The following is a 17595-nucleotide window of genomic DNA, read 5'->3' as shown; positions in this document are numbered from 1 at the left end:
TATTTCCTGATCATTAAATTTTCTATTCGGCATCTGGATATGATCCTCTTCCGATACTTTATCCTGCCATTCCCAAACCACTTCTCATCCGTGCTTCGAAATTAACATCAAAACAGGACGATGTATAGTATTATCAAAATAAATCCGAAAAGAGAGTATGCATAATAAGATTGCACCTTACCATTCTGCAAATTCCGGCCTATCCAGCCAACAGCTTTTGATAGACCACCAATCAGCCACACCGTTCCATCCACAACCAGCCTATCAAACCAAGCTACAATCTTAGAAAATACCACCACCCATTTGCTGCTGTAGTCCAGGGTATAATCTATCATTCGCTTATCTACTCTGTATAAACCACGGGCCAACAGCAGAGCCGGGCGCACGAAAGCTTTGTTATAGAAAACATCAAGATAGAAATGATTATATGATAACCGCGCAACAGAGCTTTTGGGCTCCTGCTGCAACAGCTCGAGAGCAGTTTTCCTGTTATACCTAATTAAGGCGAGAACTATACCTGCCAATGCCAACATGGCGGAAAGCACACCAATAATAATATGAATTACATGATTACCCTCATCCTTAAGCATAACAGCCTCCACAAACCTGTTTGAAAGCAGCGCCTTTACAGGCAATAGTATGTTTAAATGAATACCCTTCACAACCCAACTGTCACTGAAACTAAGAGGGTTTAGCGAAAAGAAAATACCGAGGGAGAGGAGACCCAGCAAAATCACAGGCAGTGCCATCACCCGCTCCACTTCACGTTCTGGGGCTAGCCTTAAGCTACGCACATCAAATGGAAGCCTGAAATCGCCAAAGAAAATAAACCACATGTGCCTGGTCATGTAAAAGGCCGTTAACACCACCACGACAAAACCAGTTATTGGCACCAGATAATACACGCTGTTACCATTTGCACTCATCGTCTGTGCCCAGGCCCAGGTAACGGAAAGTATAGCATCTTTAGATAGAAACCCGGAGAACAAGGGAATGCCAACCAGAGAGGCAGCAGCCAACAGGTAAGTGTAAAACGTGAGCGGCATTGCCTTGCGCAGGCCTCCCATATTGCGTATATCTTGTGGATCTATGTGTTCTGCCGGATGGGCAACATGCAGTCCCCGGTGCATGGCATGAATGATAATGCCTGCATTCAGGAAGAGGGCAGCTTTGAAGAAAGCGTGGGTCGTCAGGTGAAACAGGGAAGCATCGTGCGCGCCGGTTCCCATGCCCATCACCATATAGCCTAATTGAGAGATGGTCGAAAAAGCCAGGACGGCTTTGATGTCATATTGTGTAAGTGCGGCAAGCGCACCCAGTAAGGCAGTAACAGCGCCTACAACAGCCATAACAGTTAGCGCATCAATTGTAAAAAAAGCGTAGCAGCGAGCCAACAGGTACACACCTGCCGCTACCATGGTGGCCGCATGAATAAGGGATGAAACTGGCGTGGGCCCCTGCATGGCATCAGGAAGCCAGACCTGCAACGGAAACTGTGCTGACTTACCCACACAACCCATAAATAATCCCAACCCTGCCAGTGTTAACATAACCGGGCTAAGCTCTACTACCCAAGGTTGCTCATAAAGCGTGTAACGAAGGACGAAGCCATTATCCGCCCAGATACCGGTGCTGATCAGGGAGCGAAGAGCCTCCAGATCAAAGGTGCGGAAGTAAGTATAAAAGACAAACAGCCCAAGCAACAGCCCAATGTCCCCTACTCTGTTCACCAGAAAAGCTTTTTTGTTTGCTGCAATAGCTGCAGGTTTATGGTACCAGAATCCGATAAGCAAATAGGAAGAGAAGCCCACCAGCTCCCAGAACATGAACAAAAGGAGCAAGTTATCCACCAAAACGATACCGAGCATGCTGAATGTAAACAGCCCCAGGTAAGCGAAATAACGACTGTAACCCTTGTCGCCCTGCATGTAGCCTACCGAGAAGAGCTGCACCAGCAGGGAAATGAAGGTAACAATTACCAGCATCAAAACAGCCAGATTATCGAGCAGGATGCCGGCAGTAAAGTTTGCGACAGAACCGGTAATAGATGCAATACTGAACCAATTGGTGCGGGCATGGAAGGTAGTTACATTCCATGTTTGCAGGAACAGCCATACAGCCACTCCAAAAGCAAGGGCTGTTATGCCAATAGCAAGCCAGTCGCCTTTCCTAGGCAAGTACCTCCCGAAAAAGTATAAAACTGCAAAAGCCAGGAGAGGCAGAAACAGCACCACCATTGCAGTTGTAGTCTGCGGTGTGCCAGCTAAAGGCTCTAATAGTGCGGATAGCTCCAAGTTATACTTCGTAGTTGCTGCTTTGGGTCCTACAGCAACAGCTGCAGGTTGTAACAAGCACCAAAGTTAAGGATTAAGAACTAAGATTTATAGGATTTAAGGATTAATAGAAGAAGGCAGATATTCAGAAAGCATAATAGCAAGTACAAAGAGCCTTCCAAATGTACTCAAGTAGCGCTTTACCCAATTTATACCCTACTCCTTACCTACTATCTGATTTAAATTAGCTGTTTTGAAGTGCTGGTACACGCGCAAAACTATAGCCAGCGCAACGGCAGCCTCTGCGGCTGCGACCACAATAACAAATAAGGAAAACATCTGCCCCTGCAGCAGCAGTGGGTCATAGCGGCTAAAGGCAACCAGGTTTAGATTGGCTGCATTAAAAATCAGTTCTATCCCCATCAGCACTACTACCGCATGTCGTTTGGTTATAACGGCTAAAATGCCCAGACTAAACAAGATTGCGCCCAGCAAAAGGATATGTTCTATTGGAATCTGCTCCATTGGTTATACTTCCTCCTTTTTATCTGTGGCAACATAGGCAGCTCCAATAAGGGCAATTAACAACAGCAGAGAGGCTAATTCAAAAGGAACCACAAAATCAGTCATCATTTTGATACCTATACTTTGCACCGTACTCTTCCCCTGCCCCAGCACATTTGTGTCTGCAATTTGAAGCCAGGGCAAAGCGCCAACATTAGCTTTTATTATGGCGTAGCTTAACCCGATTAAGATCAGCCCAGCCACAGTAGGGCCCCACACGGTGTTTGTATTTTCCGAAAGAACCGACTTATCACTAACACGGCTGCTAAGCATAATACCAAACAGGATTAACACCAACACCCCACCCACATAAACCATTAACTGTGTTACAGCCAGGAAATCAGCAAAAAGCAATACGTATATCCCGGCAATGCTCAACAGCGTTACCAACAGCGAGAAACCGGCATACAGCAGGTTGCGTGTCAGCACCATGTAAATTCCAGAAATTACTGCCAGTGCAGCAAAGATGTAGAAAAGCATTCTCTTTATTTTATGATCCTGAAATTAACCCTGCTGTTTCCTGGCTGCCAAAGCCGCCGCCTTTGCAGCTGCCATTTCTTCCTGCTGCTTAGCAAATAGTTGCTTCTTTTCCTCTGCCTGTTCCGGTGTTAAATCTGTGAAATGATAGATCATATTTCTGATATCCACCTCCGGGAAATCATATACAGGTGTCATGGTAAGGCAGTCCGTAGGGCAGACGGTAGTACAAAGGCCACAGTAACAGCATTTAGCCATGTCAATATCAAATACCGGCGCATAAAGACGCTTTTTTGTACCATCAGAGGTAACACCAATGTCTTCAGTGGCCTTCACTGATTCAATCGTGATGCAATTAACCGGACATATCTTTGCACATAGGTCACAGACGATGCAATCATCTATTTCATTATGCAACCGATACCTGCCATTATCCGGCACTGGAATAGCCTCATAAGGGTACTTCAGTGTCACCAGTCCATCTGGCTGTTTAAAATAATTATCATGTGACACGTATTCTGGAGTACGGCGATTCCCGGCTTTTATAAAATGTTGCCAGGTTAAACGCATACCGCTCAGCAGCGATTTCACCACATCCCAAAATCCGTTTTTATGTTTTAGGGTTTTCTCCACAACTCTAATTTAAATCATTAAAAGCCGCCAAATGCCCGCTAGGAGCACAACACCTAAGGCCACTGGCGTTAGCACTTTCCAACACAGGTGCATAAGCTGGTCCACACGCAGGCGGGGGTAAGTCCAACGAAGCCACAGTTGCACGAACAGCAGTAAAAACGTTTTGGACAATAGCCAAAAAGCTCCCCAAAGAATACCAGAAAGCTCTCCGACAGTACCTGTCGTCCAGTAGGCAAGGCTAACCGGGCCTAAATTTGGGAAAGGGGTATTCCAGCTCCCCAAAAACAACACTACTGCAACCAGGCTAACCAACACCATCATGCTGTACTCCGCCAGAAACAGCACAGCAAACCGGAAGCCCGAATATTCCACATGAAAACCTGCCACCAATTCCGACTCAGCCTCTGGGATATCAAACGGAGCACGGTTACTTTCTGCCAGCGAAGCGATAAAATAAATTATGAAAGCAACCAGCAGCATTGGTGCCCGGAAAATATTCCAGGTCGTAATACCTCCGATTGTAGTGGTATTTATACCCAGATCACGAATTCCAAACAGCCAGTTCATTTCGTATTCCATCCCCGGAAACCGGTTCATAAGTGCGCCCTGCTGGTAACTTATCTCCTGGAAGTCCAATGACTGACAAATCATCACGGCAGAAAGTATAGCCAGGCCAGCCGGGATCTCATAAGATACAATCTGCGCTACGGAACGCATAGCTCCCAGCATGGCAAATTTATTGTTTGAGCCCCAACCTGCCATCAGCAAACCCACTACATCCAATGATATAATGGCAAGCAGGTAAAACACTCCTATACCGATTCCGGCAGGTACTAAAGATGGCGTAAAGGGGATAACGGCAAAACCTGCAAATACAGCAGCAAAAATCAGAACAGGTGCCAGCTTAAAAAGAGTTTTATCGGCAGCGGCAGGTACTATGTCTTCTTTTTGCAGCAGCTTAAGCACATCCAGGGCAGGCTGCAGTGAGCCATAAGGCCCTGCTTCTGTTGGCCCTAACCTGTCTTGCATAAAAGCCGCCACTTTTCGCTCTGCATAAGCTAATACAATGACTATCAGCAGCAGGGCAGCAAGTGTAAGCAGGAAAGCGAGCATAGGCAATTAGTCTTCTTTGTCAGTACAAATGTAGGGTTTTAATTTGGAGAATTGAAGGCAGTAAATAAGGATGGTGGCAGTTTATTCAGGATCTCTTATATTTACAACAATCCATCTTCTAAAACTCATCAACGTAGCCTACTTCATGGAAAAGAACCTTGCTTACGTAGCTCTACTATTGCTTCTCATTATTCCGGTTAGCCTAAAGGCTCAGGAGGTTATATCACGCCTGGAAATCAAGGAAAAGGAAACCTATGTTGTAGGTCCTGACAATGTCTTATTAGTAGACACATTAGTGATGCACGACAAGGCTGTGATACAATTCAATCCTGGCTTGCCTGCCTTCATAGGTGTAAACAATGCCTACGTAGGGAAGAGCTGCAAGCTTGTTACCAAGGGATTAGATGGGTCATTTAGAAGAGTCGGAATCTATGGCTCAAATGGTCATGATGGGGACCCTATTGAGATGGATATACATTTTGAGGCCTTAGGAAGCTTAACCATAGATACACGAGGCGGCAATGGGGACAATGGAGAAGATGGGACCGCAGAAAGAGTATCATCTACTAAAAAAACAGATGGGGATGGTACCTACCAAGCAATCTCTTCCGGATCTCCCGCACGAGCAGGAGGTGCCGGAGGCAATGGTGGGAATGGAGGCAACATAACGCTTACCTACAGTACAGAGGGATTTATTCCCAACTTCAACCGGCATCGCAACATGCATACGATCATACTTCTCTATAAAGGTGGCAAGGGAGGAAAGCCAGGCCGATATGGCAAAACAGAGGGCAAAGAAGGAGTGGACGGGAAAGTCAAACTGAACAATAAAAATCTAGCTGCAGCTCAGTAGAGCTGATGTCTTGGTGGGGCTGCCCTACCTAAGCAATAGGACACCACTGTGCTACCAAAATGCTATATTTAAAGAGAGATAGAAATTAAACTGTTATTTCTATCTCTCAACCAGGTGCGGAACAAACTGGGACATATTCGTAATTATTCCTTTCTCACGCCTAAAGCCGATAGCGCAGCCCTCTCCGGCCCAAAAAACGCCTGCCTGGTACTGAAAACCTTTATCATCCATGGGTAGTTCGCACCAGCGCTGGAACACCTGTTGCTGCGTGTTATACTCGCCCTCCTTTTTTAAGAGGCTCACTTTTTTATCTACTACCTCTACGCTTTGTCCTTCACGGCCAAAGTATGGCTTCCGGATATACTTGCCACTTAAGGGCTCCAGGTCTGTTTCTAATAGCAATGGGTGGTAGGGGTAAGCTTTCCAAAGCCACACCAGCATACCTTTGCTCTGAAATAATAAACTATATGCTGGATTAGCGATAACCACAGTACGCATTTTTGAAAGCAGCGTCAGCTGTTCTAATAGCTGTGGTTCTTCCCATGCAATCTGCTCCCAGGGTAACAGCTTAAAGACAAATGGAAACTGCCGCCATTGTTCTTCACTAACCTGTGCCCATACTCCTTTCTCATCACCTTCTGTAGAAACACTTATTTGCTCCACAGGACAAAGGTGCGCCTCAAAGCCCGCCTCCTGAGCCGCCTGAGCTATCACGGAGCAATTCGTCTCATCCTCGGCACTGCCACCAAGGTAGGTTAGCAACAAGGCAGGTGCAAGATCATCATTTTTAATCCGCCAGGTTCTTAGCTGCTCAACCAGTGCCTCGTATAAGCCGGAATATTGATTTGCCTCATTTTTACCAGCGGCCGCCAGGCTTGCCCATTGTACTACCGCCGTTTCAGGTATAGAGGTAGCTGTATCAGCATTAAATTCCAGAAGTTTTGGCCCGTCCGGAGTTTGAGCTAAGTCAAAACGCCCATACAAATGCCAGTGCCTGTCGTCGTTCCACGACTGACGCACCAGCGGCCATAGGTTTTCAGGAATTCCCAGAATGTTTAGAAAGGCATCAGGCAAATCGTCAGGCACAGCCTGCACCATCATGTTGTAAAGTGTATCAGCAGCCTCTAAAAGCACGTCAGCTTCCGTTTCGGCTAAAACGATAGCCTCGCCAGGTACATAATTAGCGCACCCGTCCTCTACACACCACTCCCAGCCCAGGCCACGGACAGCAGCCTCCACGTCGCCTCGGTGCACTACTAGTTTTACCGAGCCTCTCTCTCTATTTATCATGTTTAAAAGCAGTGTTTAAGCCCCTGCACCACCAGAACGCCCTCTGAAAAACCCACTCCTGCCCGAACGTGGTGCAGTCGTTCGCTGGCGGTATGTCTGTACATCCTGCCGCCAGGCATTTGTGTTGTTCATGATATTAGGGTTAGCATAGTATCCTGACCGCGGAGCCATGTTGCGTCCTGCCATATATCCCAACGCACTCCACCAGAGCACATTTCCCATTCCAAAGCCACCCTGCTGATACCTCTCCTGATTCGCAGCCAGATTCTGAAGCTGATTCTCCAGTTCAAGCCCTTGTAAGGTATCTACGCGCCCATCGTTGTATTTCAAAATTGCCATGCTATTACCGGGAGCAGTTGTTCGTTCATCAGTAATTTTCCACTGACCAGAGGTTTCCTCTGTCATCTCAGTTATAACTCCATCCGGAACAGGCACCTCGCTATCAGCATTCCACTCATCTTGCCGGCTGTTACTTTCACAGCCTGTTAAACCCATGCAAGCAGCAGCAGCCACAATAAATGCGTTTCGCTTAAAATCACCTATGGTCAGGTATCGCTTTTTCATAACAAAAATTCTTAAGGGGTACACTTTGTACGGCAAACCAAAAGAGTACAGCCCGATTTAAATGGAGATTGGGCACTTTAGCTGCTAGAGCCGTATAAAGAAAATACTATACTATAGCAATTTGCTGTTGTAATACTATATCTACTCCCAGAGAGGGTAATGCTCCAGGTGAACCTGCCGCTTAAAGAAAATACGGGTGCTTTCCTCGAAAGAGCGGGTAAAATCCGATACATAAAAATGGTGCTCGCCAATTAACTTTTCTGCAGCCAGTCCATTACTCTCCAAATAGCTCTTCACATGCTGTGCCACAATCTGGCTTGCATCCAGCACATCTACCTCTCCTTTATAAAACCCTTCTATTTGCTTTTTAATAAGAGGATAATGGGTACATCCTAAAATAAGAGCTTCGATACCAGACAAGTCCGGATCTGACAAATAGGTGTGAATAACGCTCTCAGAAATAGAATCATTAAAAAACCCCTCTTCTATCATTGCGGCCAAAAGTGGCGTGGCATGCGATTTCAACTCAATATTTAGGTTCAGTTCGTCAACCTTCTTCCGGTATACATTAGAGTTAACCGTCTGCTTCGTGCCAATGAGACCAATTGTTTGGGAAGGATAGGTTTTCCCGATGTGGTTTACTATCGGATCAATTACATTCAGTACTTTCGCTTTACTGCCTACATATTCTTTTACCAGATCATAAGCCGCCGCGGAAGCAGAATTACAGGCAATCAGAATTAATTTGCAATGCTGTTTGATCAGGAGGTTGCAGATTTTTACTGCATAAGCCTGTATAGCCGCAGTAGATTTATCTCCATAAGGCAAATGTGCAGTATCTCCAAAATAGATAATGCGCTCATGCGGCAACACATCAATAATTGCCTTAGCCACAGTGAGTCCCCCAATGCCACTATCAAAAATCCCTATTGGGCGGTTTGTTATATCTGGTGCCATAAGTAGCGAATTTATATAAAATGGGGCAAAAACAACGTTAACCCGCTAAATAAGTACGTTTACAAAAAAATTTGACGCAGTATGAATGTTAAGGACAGCAAATTAGTTATATCAAAGAGCCTTATACTGCAACCTGTGTTACCAAAATATTATTTTTGTTAAATTATTTGTTGTTTAAAATCTATATCTTTAATTTAACATTTATTAAATCACCCTGACTTATTTTCCGTAGGTGAGCCTGCTAAAGGCTAAATGCAATGATTTAAATTAACCTTACCCGACCCTTAACTTAAACCTATATGCAAACTGCCCTTACCGTACCGAACCCTACTGTTCAAAGGTCATCTTTGTATGGCAGTTTAGCAACTCGTTTTGTTTCTTTCCTGGTAGACACTTCTCTGCTCATTTTCTGGTATACTATAATTCTTTACTCTACCGTAAATGAGCCTCAGCAACTTTATACCTGGAAAGAACTCTTTCACGATAATACGATGAGTTCTGCTGAGGTATGGGTAATTATTCAAACATTGTTCTTCAACATTTACCTACCTGTCCTGCACTGGTTGTACTATACCCTACTGGAGTCATCGCCAAAGCAAGCTACTATCGGTAAGTTTACGTTAGGCCTCCGGGTAACTGACCTGCGTGGCAAACGAATAAGCTTTGCTCAGGCTAACCTGAGGTATTTCTCTAAGATTATATCCGTCATCCCTGTTTGCCTTGGATTCCTTCTTATTCTCTCTACCAGGCGCAGGCAAATGTTACACGACTATATAGCACGCACAGTGGTCGTTACAGACTAGCCATTCACTAAAAAAATTGCACTGTTTTAACACCACTACATACTCCTTCCGTATAAAAGAACATAACAAACAATTGAAAGGAGGATTATTATGAGATTTATTCCAACCCGTTTTCACGGAATTTTGGACTATATAGTTGGACTGGTATTAATTATTTCGCCGTGGCTTTTTGATTTTTCGGATGTCAGTTATGCTACCTGGACGATAGTGGCTGCTGGTATATTGATACTCTTACAGACTATCTTTACCGATTTTGAGGTAGGTGTGATACATAAGATACCAATGCAGACGCATTTAATGGTTGACTTTGGCTTAGGTGTTATACTGGCGCTATCCCCATGGATGTTCAATTTTGATGAAAGGGTATTTATCCCGCATCTAATCGCTGGTATTTTTGCCATTCTGGCATCTTTAACTACTCACCGGGTTCCAAGTAGTTCCTACATGGCAAAACATCCGCACCAGGAAACTGTACGTTAAAAAAATTAAAGCTCTTTTAAACAGGCTGACCCAAAAGGTCAGCCTGTTTTTCTTACTGCGGCTCTTAAGATTAAATGCTAAATTTGCATATGAATTATCTATCAGCAGAAAATATTTCAAAAAGTTTTGGCGACCGCTGGCTTTTTAAAAACCTGAATTTCGGCATCAGTCAGGGCCAGCGAATAGTATTGGTAGGCGTAAACGGCTCGGGTAAAACAACTTTACTTAATGTTTTGGCAGGTAAATTACCCCCGGATGAAGGGAGCGTTAGCGTTAGGAAAGAAATTAGCATCGGTTACCTGGGCCAGAATCCTGAGTTAGATGAGGAACAGACAGTGCATCAGAATATTTTCTCGATGCAGAACGAGACGCTGGACCTGATCAGCCAATACGAGGCAGCCATTGTGGATTCGGGCACAAGCGCTGATAAGATGCAGCAACTGATGGAGCGCATGGATGAACTGCAGGCATGGGACTTTGAGGTTAAAGTAAAGCAGATTCTTTCCAAACTAGGCATCAATAACCTCGACACAAAGATCAAGCATCTCTCCGGAGGGCAGCGCAAACGAGTAGCCATGGCAAAAGTACTGATCGAGGAGCCTGACATGCTTATTCTCGATGAGCCTACCAACCACCTTGATTTAGACACAATCGAATGGCTTGAGGGGCTCCTAAGCACCCAAAATACCACACTGCTAATGGTTACCCACGACCGCTATTTTCTAGATAAAGTAGCCAATGAGATAGCAGAGCTTGATAACGGTGAAATCTTTAGCTACAAGGGCAACTACAGCTACTTTCTGGAAAAAAAAGCAGAACGAGAGCAAAATGCAGCTGCCGAAACTGAGAAGGCCCGTAACCTGATGCGCAAGGAACTGGAGTGGATACGTAGGATGCCGAAAGCGCGCGGAACAAAAGCAAAGTATAGAGTAGATGCCTTTGAGGAGCTAAAGGAGAAGGCCGCAAAGAAAACAGGCGGACCACAACTAGAGCTATCAGTAAAGACAACCCGGCAAGGCGGAAAAATCATAGAAGTAGACCATATCTCTAAATCCTTTGGTGAGAAAAAAATCGTAGATGATTTTTCCTATGTCTTCAAAAAGAAGGACCGGATAGGAGTTGTTGGACCTAACGGAGCTGGTAAATCTACCTTCCTGAACATGCTAACTGGTAAATTGGCACCAGACTCAGGAATAATTGAGGCAGGCCAGACAACGGTATTTGGTTACTATACACAAGATGAGCTAACATATAAGGATGATCAGCGTGTAATAGACATTGTAAAAGAAATAGCTGAAGTAGTAGAAATGGCAAACGGTGAAGTAATTACCGCCAGCCAATTCTTACAGCATTTCCAGTTTTCACCTCCACAGCAGTACACTTTTGTTAGTAAGCTAAGTGGCGGTGAGAAAAGGCGACTGCAGTTGCTGCGGGTACTTATAAAAAGTCCGAACTTTCTTATTCTTGATGAGCCAACCAACGACCTGGACATCATTACCTTAAATATCCTGGAAGACTTCCTTCTAAACTTTGGCGGCTGTTTGATTATTGTTTCACACGACCGCTATTTCATGGACAGGCTGGTTGAACACCTTTTTGTGTTTGAGGGTGATGGACATATACGTAACTTCCCGGGTAATTATACAGATTACAGGGAATGGCAAAAGGAACAGGAAAAGCAGGATAAACTGGAGCAAGAAGTTAAACAAGCCGCTGCACCCGCACCTGCTGCAGAGAGAAAACCGCAACAGCCAGAAAACAAACGCAAAGCCACCTTTAACGAAAAAAAGGAGTACGAGCGTTTAGAGCAGGAAATTGAACATTTAGAAACCCGTAAAACAGCAATAATAGAAACAATGAACAGTGGTAGCACTACTGATCATGAGGAGTTGAACGCTCTCGCCACAGAACTGGAAGATATAAACGAGCAGCTGGAAGAAAAGGAGTTCCGTTGGCTTGAATTAGCAGAACTAATGTAAACCAAAGTCAGGCAGTACATTAAAAGGGGTTGGTGAAAGATTATTTCTCCAGCCCCTTTATTGATATAATATTCTTTTGGTTGTAATCACCGGCACTTACTATCTCCCGCTGAAAGTCTTTAGGTCTGTTTAAGGTTTTGTAAAAACTGTCAAGGTACTTTAATGAGTACTTTTTGCTTCTCTTGCTCAGCATACCACTGTTGTTGTATACTGCATAGATTTCGCCTCTGTGTAGATTAAAGAAATCGATAACTTTCTTATAAATTTCATCAGAAAACCCATACCCCCTGAACAAACGCTCCTGCACAGACGAGATACCTAATTCAGGTGGCGGCTGAGCATAGGGTGCATTCACCATACCACAATAATCAAAATCAAAGGGAACGGCCACATAATCAGGAGCGACATGAATAATTTCGATGTTGTGCCTGTAAGGTACAGACCAGTCTGTATTCCCAATCATAAATTGAAAAACAGCCAGCATAGCCATAGACAAGGAGTCCGTTCTGTCCATCCTGATCCTTAGTTCATCTGCTACGATTACTCCACCATTTCTCCCTGCCATACTATCATCGTCTTCTATAAGAAACCCATACCTTATCTCGGTTTTTCTTTTATTATGCAGGTCCTCATAACTTACCAGGCAAAGTCTTACCTTAAAACTCCTGTCCGTAACAATATTGTACAGTTTATAAACCAAGTACTCACGCAGTACATAATCATCTCCGATACAATGCGTGACCATCTTTAACTTATTAACATCACCAAACACCGTGTGCTTTACCGTGCTCCGCTTGAAGTTGAGTTGCAAAGGCGGAAATTTACAGACAGCCGGATCACGGCGTCTGTTTCCCCTTACCTTTACCTTTAGCTCTTCTGTAACAACCGCACCTTTTTTATCCTTATAAGAAATGACGGCCGCATGGTATCCTCTTTCTTCACCCCGGTCCTTTAGCAACTCTTTGTAGTCAACAATAAGTTTAAAGTGCAAAACTTCTTCACTAGAGAAAAGATCTTTTTCTTCAACACTAAGAGATAAGAATTCAGAATCGGGGGTATAAGGCAGCGTGATAGACTCAGCTTGAGGCTGAACATAAACAGAAGCGGCAGAATGGCCTGTTAGAGCCAGACAGACAATAAAAGACACTACATAGAAAGAGATCTTTTTCCTGTCGCAACTCTCAAAAACTAACATCTCCGTAACACTTATCCTGCTTTATTGTTGTTTAGGCCGCCAGGCGCAGCATCTATCATCAAATCATCCAGCCTACTTCTTAACGATAGAATCATTTCCCCCTACACTTTTCAAAGCCTTCTTCGAAAACAGGTCCATTATAACACGCCCTTCTGACTGGTCTAATCTAAATCCCATCATAACAGCAATGGTAGAAGGAATATCCACCAAGGTATATCTTTCTGCCACTGTACTTCCTTTTTTAAAATCAGGCCCCAGAGCAAGAAGACTGATATGTTGGCATCCTTCGCAATTATCCCCATGTTCCATCCAGCCGCCATCTATACCATCCAAGTGTCTGCCATGGTCATTTGTAATTAGGAGCGTGGTGTTCTTCTTGTAATACTTATCTTTTCTAAGGTAATCCCACAGTTCCTTCACGTACCTGTCTGAGCGGGAAATCCCTCTTAGGTAAAACTCAGAATTACCGGCATGTGCATAACCATCTGGCTCCATAAAATTAACCAGCATAAGGTTAGGCCGGTGAGAAGCTAATACCCTCTTAACCTCTGAAAGTGTGAGCGAATCAGCCCTGTAACCAGTACCAGGTCCGTTTATACCACAATTGGTAGAGGGTTGAAATTTATTATACCAAACCGAATCCTGGGTATTGGCAAGAATGTGCAGCTTGTCTTTACTGGCAACTATCCAGGCTGCTGTAGCAGGCTTTCCGGTTTCTTTCAGCCAGTACTGAAATATAGAAGGATTAGCAGGAAGCTCATCACCATAATTATCTATAGGCTGGTTTACACCTGTAGTGATGGCGGCATGGCCGGAGTTTGTGTAGGTATAACCATCGTTCAAAAAATTGCTGAAGAAAACTCCCTTAGATCGTAGTTTAGTAGACATGTTAGGTATCAGCCCCGGTACATTTCCCCATGTCTCAGAGTATCTTGGGCCGTCAATGACCACAACAATTACATTCTGAGTCCGCAGTGGCTTAAGCTTTCCGACTGAGGAGGAGGATGCGCAGGAAGTAATAAAAATAAGGATCGATAAGTACAGAAACCTATTCATAAAATGGCTGCCCTTATACTCTGGAGCACCATTCAGACAATCAGTTAACATATTAATTTTCATCCACTTACCCTCCTATAAAAGATAATATATTATACGATACAGGAAAAGCTTAAGGCATTGCAGTTAGAGTATAACTACAAAAATAATCTTTGAGAAAAGACATTCTTTTTTTGTAATTGTCCGTAGAAGTTCACATTATTGCATCACATTAATAACCAATGCATCAACCGACAGCCATAGCAACCACACTTACACTGCCAAATTCTCTTGGCCAGGTGCTGCTGTCTGCTGCCTATTCTTATTGCCTTAGCGTGTATAGCTATTATCGCTATTATTATTGCTATTACCGCTACTGCTAAGGCAATCACCAAATCTAAGAAATAAAGTTTAAGAAGCGTTAAAAGCTTCAAAACATAGGTGAACCTGCCGAAGCAGTGGAGCAATCCTCTGCTTTTTTCATTTTCATAAAATCTTATTACATATTAATAAAACAACCCATGAACCTAGTACAAAACTACAGCAGCTATACAGAAGATAATCATAAAGTATGGGCCATTCTGTTTGAGCGCCAAATGGAAAACTTGCCTGATAAAGCCATTCCTGAGTTCTTTGAAGGGTTAAAGCTCGTTAACTTTCAGCCAGACAGGATTCCTAATTTTAACGAAGTAAACAAACGCCTGAAGCCCCTGACAGGCTTTGAGGTAGTACCGGCACCGGGCATTGTAGATGATGCGGTCTTCTTCAGCCTAATCGCTAACAAGCAGTTTCCGGCCACAGTATGGATCAGAAAAATGGAGGAATTGGATTACCTGGAAGAGCCGGATATGTTCCATGACGTATTCGGCCATGTGCCCCTGCTAACAATACCTGTATACTGTGATTTCCTGGCTCAGCTCTCCGCTATGGCGCTGGAACACATTGACAGACCTGATATTATTGACCGCCTTACACGTATTTACTGGTACACAATTGAATTTGGCTTGTTCCGTAAGCCCGGAGGTGAAGCACGTATATATGGAGCGGGAATACTTTCTTCTGTAGGCGAGAGCAGGCTTTCTGTATCAGATGATAGCACTAAGTTTGATTTCGATGTAGATCATATTCTGGGAACAGGCTATATCAAAGAAACTTTCCAAAGCCAGTACTTCTGCATAAGCAGCTTTGAGGAACTCCTGGAAAGCCTGCCAAAGCTAAGGGAGTCCCTGGAAGTATTGCGAAAGGAACTTGAAGAGGCATAGGATTAAAATATTAAGGCCCGGGCTAGTTATCCGGGCCTTAATATTTTATAGTTTAAATTATCAATGCGTTAATTCAGGACTAATCTGAAATCCAAGCTTATGAGGTTTATTTAGGTGTGTATTTTCAAGCTTCTGTTTAAGAGTGATACGCTCAATGTCACTTACATCCTGCCCCATCAAGTCGTTATTTACAGATGCCACCATGGCGCTTTCTACAATGATCCGTAATGTGCGATCGGTAACTTTATTTTTTGCAATATTAGTTATCTCATCCTGTGGCAGATCCAGCTGTTTCACACCTTCTATACAGAAATGATTATCTATATTAATAAGCATCCGCCCTACCAGATATCCCGGGTCATCTAATCTGTTATACTTAATGGTATCTGCCATAAAATTATATGCCATGATATGGCCAAAGAACCTGCGCCTGAAGTCCTCATCTACGTAGTCATTCCGCATGATCTCATAATCATCCGGGAAAGTAACAATGTTTGAGTGCATCACAAACACCAGCAGGTCACCAGAGAACTTTATCTGAAACTCATGTTCATTCACATTTCTGTATTCTATCACAAGTTTTGCACCCTGGCTCGAAATCCGATCCAAAAGGTCTTCAATTAACTGCTGTGAAATTTCCTTCATTCTATCGAAGGTTTGTTTGGTGTTGCGGTAGATTGCCTGCTTTGTGACAGACTTTTGGTGAAGTCCGTTAATTATATCATCTAATCTATCTTCCATTCTTTTTCTGCGTCAGTTGGTTTGCCAGATGTAATTTGTACCGGTTTATCAGATACTTTGTTTAAAAACACTAAAAATCAAAGTAGCATCCGTACTACTTTCACAAATTCCCTCTACACATTATACGATATATCCTGCGGCTACTGGCATGTTTAAAGCCCCTGGTCAAATGTTGGAGGAGCCAAAGGCATAGGGAGCTCCTGTCCTTCCAGCCGAAATGCAACCTGCCGTACACCAGGAGGAGTATCAGGATGTCTCAAAAGCATTTCCTGTGCCTGCTGCAACTCAAATACTTCCGGAATACTGTTAACAGCACCGGCAGGTATACGCTGCTCGTGTAACTGCTCCAGAAACTGCACCCTCTCCTGCTTTCTGATCAGCTCAGACAAAGTTTTATTTAGCTTCTCTCTGTTTTGCACCCGGTTATAGTTGGTCTTAAATTGAGGCTGTTCTGCCAGCTCGGGAGCTCCCAGAGTAACACAAAGCTTTTTAAACTGCCTGTCATCACCAACAGCTAAGACCAGTGGCTTTTGATCCTTTGTATAAAACACCTTACCATAAGGAACAATGTTAGGGTGCTCTGACCCCATCCGTTGCGGCTCATATCCTGCAACAAGATAATTTGTAGCTTGATTTGCCAGTGCAGATACACCTGATGCCAGTAAAGAAACCTGCACTAGCTCTCCCTTTCCCGTACGCTCCCGCTGCAGTAATGCCACTAAAAGCCCTTCCTTAAGCTGATGGGCTGTAAGAATATCCATAAGAGCAACCGGCATTTTAGTAGGAAGGCTGTTAAAGTCACCATTCAGGTACATGAACCCACTTTCGGCCTGTACTACTGCATCGTATCCGGCACGTTTATCCGTTGGCCCATAGCCGGTAATGTGCCCGTAAATTAAACGAGTATTTATGCTTTGGAGGGTCTGATAATCCACCTTTAGCTTTTCAGCATCACCAGGCTTATAACTGGCTATCACAATATCAGCTTTCTCTACTAAAGAATATAGCTGCTGCAAATCCTGCTCCTGTGTTAGATCCAGCGCCAATGAGATTTTACCCCAGTTAGCTGCACAAAAATAAGCAGGTTTTTCTGTGTCTTCTGATTCAGATTTCAGTTTCCAACTCCTGGTTACATCGCCATGTGTAAGAGGATTTTCCACTTTTATTACTTTGGCACCCAGTTCAGCAAAAAACTGACCAACACTTGGGCCAGCTAAAACGCTTGCTAATTCAAGCACCAGTAAATCCTTAAATATTGAATCAACCATAGTCTAAATCTCTTCTATTTATCACAACATATCAGAACCACATGCCACATATTAATTTAGGAGCAAGAGATAATCCGGGTCTTAAATCAAAGGAGCCGCAGATATTAT

Annotated in this window: 17 protein-coding genes; 5 read left to right on the top strand and 12 right to left on the bottom strand. The window is 43.9% G+C overall.

Annotation, left to right across the window (positions count from 1 at the left end; translation table 11 throughout):
• Positions 1-107: 107 nt before the first annotated feature.
• The 5 genes from nuoL to ACFSRY_RS05910 form a co-directional block, all read right to left on the bottom strand.
• On the bottom strand, positions 108-2351 hold the full coding sequence (gene nuoL, locus ACFSRY_RS05930; protein ID WP_377504032.1) for an NADH-quinone oxidoreductase subunit L: 2244 nt from the start codon (positions 2349-2351) through the stop codon (positions 108-110).
• A 138-nt stretch (positions 2352-2489) separates the two neighbouring features.
• The gene (nuoK, locus tag ACFSRY_RS05925) at positions 2490-2798 is read right to left on the bottom strand and encodes an NADH-quinone oxidoreductase subunit NuoK (RefSeq protein ID WP_377504030.1); all 309 of its coding nucleotides are present in this window, start codon (positions 2796-2798) and stop codon (positions 2490-2492) included.
• Positions 2799-2801: 3 nt separating this feature from the next.
• Positions 2802-3317 carry an NADH-quinone oxidoreductase subunit J family protein gene (locus ACFSRY_RS05920; protein WP_377504028.1) on the bottom strand — a complete coding sequence of 172 codons (516 nt, stop codon included), beginning with the start codon at positions 3315-3317 and terminating at the stop codon, positions 2802-2804.
• A 24-nt stretch (positions 3318-3341) separates the two neighbouring features.
• A complete protein-coding gene (locus tag ACFSRY_RS05915) occupies positions 3342-3947 on the bottom strand; it encodes a NuoI/complex I 23 kDa subunit family protein (protein ID WP_377504026.1) in 606 nt (201 codons plus the stop codon).
• 9 nt (positions 3948-3956) lie between these two features.
• Positions 3957-5060 carry a complex I subunit 1/NuoH family protein gene (locus ACFSRY_RS05910; RefSeq protein WP_377504024.1) on the bottom strand — a complete coding sequence of 368 codons (1104 nt, stop codon included), beginning with the start codon at positions 5058-5060 and terminating at the stop codon, positions 3957-3959.
• A gap of 145 nt (positions 5061-5205) precedes the next feature.
• On the opposite strand from ACFSRY_RS05910, the gene ACFSRY_RS05905 reads away from it, so the two are divergent.
• The gene (locus ACFSRY_RS05905) at positions 5206-5913 is read left to right on the top strand and encodes a hypothetical protein (protein ID WP_377504022.1); all 708 of its coding nucleotides are present in this window, start codon (positions 5206-5208) and stop codon (positions 5911-5913) included.
• 99 nt (positions 5914-6012) lie between these two features.
• Here the strand turns inward: ACFSRY_RS05905 and ACFSRY_RS05900 are convergent, their stop codons facing one another.
• From ACFSRY_RS05900 to murI, 3 genes are all read right to left on the bottom strand, one after another.
• Positions 6013-7203 carry a glutathionylspermidine synthase family protein gene (locus tag ACFSRY_RS05900; RefSeq protein ID WP_377504020.1) on the bottom strand — a complete coding sequence of 397 codons (1191 nt, stop codon included), beginning with the start codon at positions 7201-7203 and terminating at the stop codon, positions 6013-6015.
• A gap of 15 nt (positions 7204-7218) precedes the next feature.
• Positions 7219-7767 (bottom strand): hypothetical protein, encoded by a 549-nt coding sequence (locus ACFSRY_RS05895; protein ID WP_377504018.1) that lies wholly within the window; start codon positions 7765-7767, stop codon positions 7219-7221.
• A gap of 141 nt (positions 7768-7908) precedes the next feature.
• Complete coding sequence (gene murI, locus ACFSRY_RS05890; RefSeq protein ID WP_377504016.1) at positions 7909-8724, bottom strand: glutamate racemase; 816 nt, start codon at positions 8722-8724, stop codon at positions 7909-7911.
• 299 nt (positions 8725-9023) lie between these two features.
• On the opposite strand from murI, the gene ACFSRY_RS05885 reads away from it, so the two are divergent.
• From ACFSRY_RS05885 to ACFSRY_RS05875, 3 genes are all read left to right on the top strand, one after another.
• The gene (locus tag ACFSRY_RS05885; RefSeq protein ID WP_377504014.1) at positions 9024-9527 is read left to right on the top strand and encodes an RDD family protein; all 504 of its coding nucleotides are present in this window, start codon (positions 9024-9026) and stop codon (positions 9525-9527) included.
• Positions 9528-9617: 90 nt separating this feature from the next.
• The gene (locus ACFSRY_RS05880; protein WP_377504012.1) at positions 9618-10007 is read left to right on the top strand and encodes an SPW repeat protein; all 390 of its coding nucleotides are present in this window, start codon (positions 9618-9620) and stop codon (positions 10005-10007) included.
• An 89-nt stretch (positions 10008-10096) separates the two neighbouring features.
• Positions 10097-11986, top strand: a complete 1890-nt coding sequence (locus ACFSRY_RS05875) for an ABC-F family ATP-binding cassette domain-containing protein (protein WP_377504010.1) — start codon at positions 10097-10099, stop codon at positions 11984-11986.
• 40 nt (positions 11987-12026) lie between these two features.
• Here the strand turns inward: ACFSRY_RS05875 and ACFSRY_RS05870 are convergent, their stop codons facing one another.
• Together ACFSRY_RS05870 and ACFSRY_RS05865 are read right to left on the bottom strand one after the other, a co-directional pair.
• On the bottom strand, positions 12027-13181 hold the full coding sequence (locus ACFSRY_RS05870; protein WP_377504008.1) for a hypothetical protein: 1155 nt from the start codon (positions 13179-13181) through the stop codon (positions 12027-12029).
• A gap of 72 nt (positions 13182-13253) precedes the next feature.
• Positions 13254-14237, bottom strand: a complete 984-nt coding sequence (locus ACFSRY_RS05865; RefSeq protein WP_377504006.1) for a sulfatase-like hydrolase/transferase — start codon at positions 14235-14237, stop codon at positions 13254-13256.
• A 500-nt stretch (positions 14238-14737) separates the two neighbouring features.
• Here ACFSRY_RS05865 and ACFSRY_RS05860 point away from each other — a divergent pair, with 500 nt between their 5' ends.
• A complete protein-coding gene (locus tag ACFSRY_RS05860; protein ID WP_377504004.1) occupies positions 14738-15478 on the top strand; it encodes a phenylalanine 4-monooxygenase in 741 nt (246 codons plus the stop codon).
• 60 nt (positions 15479-15538) lie between these two features.
• On the opposite strand, the gene ACFSRY_RS05855 is transcribed toward ACFSRY_RS05860, so the two are convergent.
• Both ACFSRY_RS05855 and ACFSRY_RS05850 read right to left on the bottom strand, forming a co-directional pair.
• On the bottom strand, positions 15539-16219 hold the full coding sequence (locus ACFSRY_RS05855) for a hypothetical protein (protein ID WP_377504002.1): 681 nt from the start codon (positions 16217-16219) through the stop codon (positions 15539-15541).
• A gap of 152 nt (positions 16220-16371) precedes the next feature.
• Positions 16372-17487, bottom strand: a complete 1116-nt coding sequence (locus ACFSRY_RS05850; RefSeq protein ID WP_377504000.1) for a CaiB/BaiF CoA transferase family protein — start codon at positions 17485-17487, stop codon at positions 16372-16374.
• Between the last annotated feature and the right edge of the window lie 108 nt (positions 17488-17595).

This window comes from Pontibacter locisalis (genome assembly GCF_042684605.1).
Lineage (GTDB): Bacteria > Bacteroidota > Bacteroidia > Cytophagales > Hymenobacteraceae > Pontibacter > Pontibacter locisalis.
The sequence above is the reverse complement of the archived record's forward strand: the minus strand, read 5'-3'. Positions and strand labels throughout refer to the sequence as shown.

Coding starts and splice junctions, on each gene's coding strand:
- nuoK (WP_377504030.1), bottom strand. CDS start 2,798: ATGGAGCAGATTCCAATAGAACATATCCTTTTGCTGGGCGCAATCTTG.
- ACFSRY_RS05920 (WP_377504028.1), bottom strand. CDS start 3,317: ATGCTTTTCTACATCTTTGCTGCACTGGCAGTAATTTCTGGAATTTAC.
- ACFSRY_RS05910 (WP_377504024.1), bottom strand. CDS start 5,060: ATGCTCGCTTTCCTGCTTACACTTGCTGCCCTGCTGCTGATAGTCATT.
- ACFSRY_RS05905 (WP_377504022.1), top strand. CDS start 5,206: ATGGAAAAGAACCTTGCTTACGTAGCTCTACTATTGCTTCTCATTATT.
- ACFSRY_RS05900 (WP_377504020.1), bottom strand. CDS start 7,203: ATGATAAATAGAGAGAGAGGCTCGGTAAAACTAGTAGTGCACCGAGGC.
- ACFSRY_RS05895 (WP_377504018.1), bottom strand. CDS start 7,767: ATGAAAAAGCGATACCTGACCATAGGTGATTTTAAGCGAAACGCATTT.
- murI (WP_377504016.1), bottom strand. CDS start 8,724: ATGGCACCAGATATAACAAACCGCCCAATAGGGATTTTTGATAGTGGC.
- ACFSRY_RS05885 (WP_377504014.1), top strand. CDS start 9,024: ATGCAAACTGCCCTTACCGTACCGAACCCTACTGTTCAAAGGTCATCT.
- ACFSRY_RS05880 (WP_377504012.1), top strand. CDS start 9,618: ATGAGATTTATTCCAACCCGTTTTCACGGAATTTTGGACTATATAGTT.
- ACFSRY_RS05875 (WP_377504010.1), top strand. CDS start 10,097: ATGAATTATCTATCAGCAGAAAATATTTCAAAAAGTTTTGGCGACCGC.
- ACFSRY_RS05870 (WP_377504008.1), bottom strand. CDS start 13,181: ATGTTAGTTTTTGAGAGTTGCGACAGGAAAAAGATCTCTTTCTATGTA.
- ACFSRY_RS05865 (WP_377504006.1), bottom strand. CDS start 14,237: ATGAATAGGTTTCTGTACTTATCGATCCTTATTTTTATTACTTCCTGC.
- ACFSRY_RS05860 (WP_377504004.1), top strand. CDS start 14,738: ATGAACCTAGTACAAAACTACAGCAGCTATACAGAAGATAATCATAAA.
- ACFSRY_RS05855 (WP_377504002.1), bottom strand. CDS start 16,219: ATGGAAGATAGATTAGATGATATAATTAACGGACTTCACCAAAAGTCT.
- ACFSRY_RS05850 (WP_377504000.1), bottom strand. CDS start 17,487: ATGGTTGATTCAATATTTAAGGATTTACTGGTGCTTGAATTAGCAAGC.